Annotated in this window: 2 protein-coding genes; both read right to left on the bottom strand. The window is 44.5% G+C overall.

Annotation, left to right across the window (positions count from 1 at the left end; translation table 11 throughout):
- Window positions 1-159 precede the first annotated feature (159 nt).
- Window positions 160-387, bottom strand: a complete 228-nt coding sequence (locus tag ACFIM6_RS09895; protein ID WP_375612675.1) for a hypothetical protein — start codon at window positions 385-387, stop codon at window positions 160-162.
- The gene (locus ACFIM6_RS09890; RefSeq protein ID WP_375612676.1) at window positions 384-1,046 is read right to left on the bottom strand and encodes a lysozyme; all 663 of its coding nucleotides are present in this window, start codon (window positions 1,044-1,046) and stop codon (window positions 384-386) included. Before ACFIM6_RS09890 ends, ACFIM6_RS09895 begins: the two co-directional genes overlap by 4 nt.
- Between the last annotated feature and the right edge of the window lie 33 nt (window positions 1,047-1,079).

The raw sequence follows: 1,079 nt of genomic DNA, 5'->3' as shown, positions 1-1,079 counted from the left end.
CTTTATCTTTGCTGCTTCGTTTCTTGACCATCTTTCCAACCACATAAATGGGCTCCCTGCTTGTTATGCTTCAAAATATCTCTTGCAAGGTTGGAACTGATGACCTCAACATCCTGATTATCCAAATAAATGGGCAACCAGCCACCACAAGAAACAGACCTATTTGCCGCGCACCCAACGAGAAAGTTCAGAGCGCACACCAGCATCACTTTTTTGATTAACTTCATTTTCTACCTCAAGACGGGTTGTTGCTGTCTTTAAAGCATTCTCTGTTTGCTTTTGCCGTTCGCTTTGCTTGCCAAGCTGAAAAGCCTTGGCTAAAGCCATAAAAAAAACGGCTAAAGCCGCTGTAAACATAAGAGAATATTTCTTTAGCCAAAAAATCATAAGCGTTGCTCCCCAAACCGCTTGGCGACAATCACTATGCCCGTTACAGCCGCTAAAACCATGATGCCTGCTAAAGCCCATTGCACCGGACCATTGCCAACCAACAAGCCTCCAAACCCCGAACAAGACCCTATAATCGGGGCAAGTGCTTCTATCTTTAAAAGACCGCTTGCTGTTTTCGTTTCTACCCTTTGATAATTCGAAGAAACATAAGCCCCTTTTACCCATAATCCCGCTTCTGCTGCTCGACGGTTGGCTAAACCCGCAAGAGGCTTCCCACCGACCTTATTCCATTTCTGTAATTCTAAGGGTACGGCTTCATAATCCCCTTGATTAAGCTTCTTCAACAAGGTTGACTTGCGAAAAGCAGCTGTTCCTACATTATAGCAAAATGAGACCAATGCCGCGAATTGGCAATCCGTTAACGAAACCGTCACCGATTCCTCTACCGTCTGCTCAAATTGCTTTAAGTCTTCACAAAGGATTTCTTCTGCTTGCTTTTGGCTAATACACATGCCTTTTTTGACAAGGGGGTGACCCGCATTGCTGGTGTGACCATAACCAATCGTCCAGACACATGCCGTATCTCGATAAGCCTCTAAACGCAAACCTTCCCATTGTTTGATAAGCTCTAATCCTTCTTTCGATATCTTTCTCATCTGACGCTCCATAAAAAAAGCCCCACAAAAGTG

The sequence above is a fragment of the Bartonella sp. AA9NXGY genome (assembly GCF_042196845.1).
In the GTDB taxonomy this organism is placed as follows: Bacteria; Pseudomonadota; Alphaproteobacteria; order Rhizobiales; family Rhizobiaceae; genus Bartonella.
The sequence above is the reverse complement of the archived record's forward strand: the minus strand, read 5'-3'. Positions and strand labels throughout refer to the sequence as shown.

Coding starts and splice junctions, on each gene's coding strand:
- ACFIM6_RS09895 (WP_375612675.1), bottom strand. CDS start 387: ATGATTTTTTGGCTAAAGAAATATTCTCTTATGTTTACAGCGGCTTTA.
- ACFIM6_RS09890 (WP_375612676.1), bottom strand. CDS start 1,046: ATGAGAAAGATATCGAAAGAAGGATTAGAGCTTATCAAACAATGGGAA.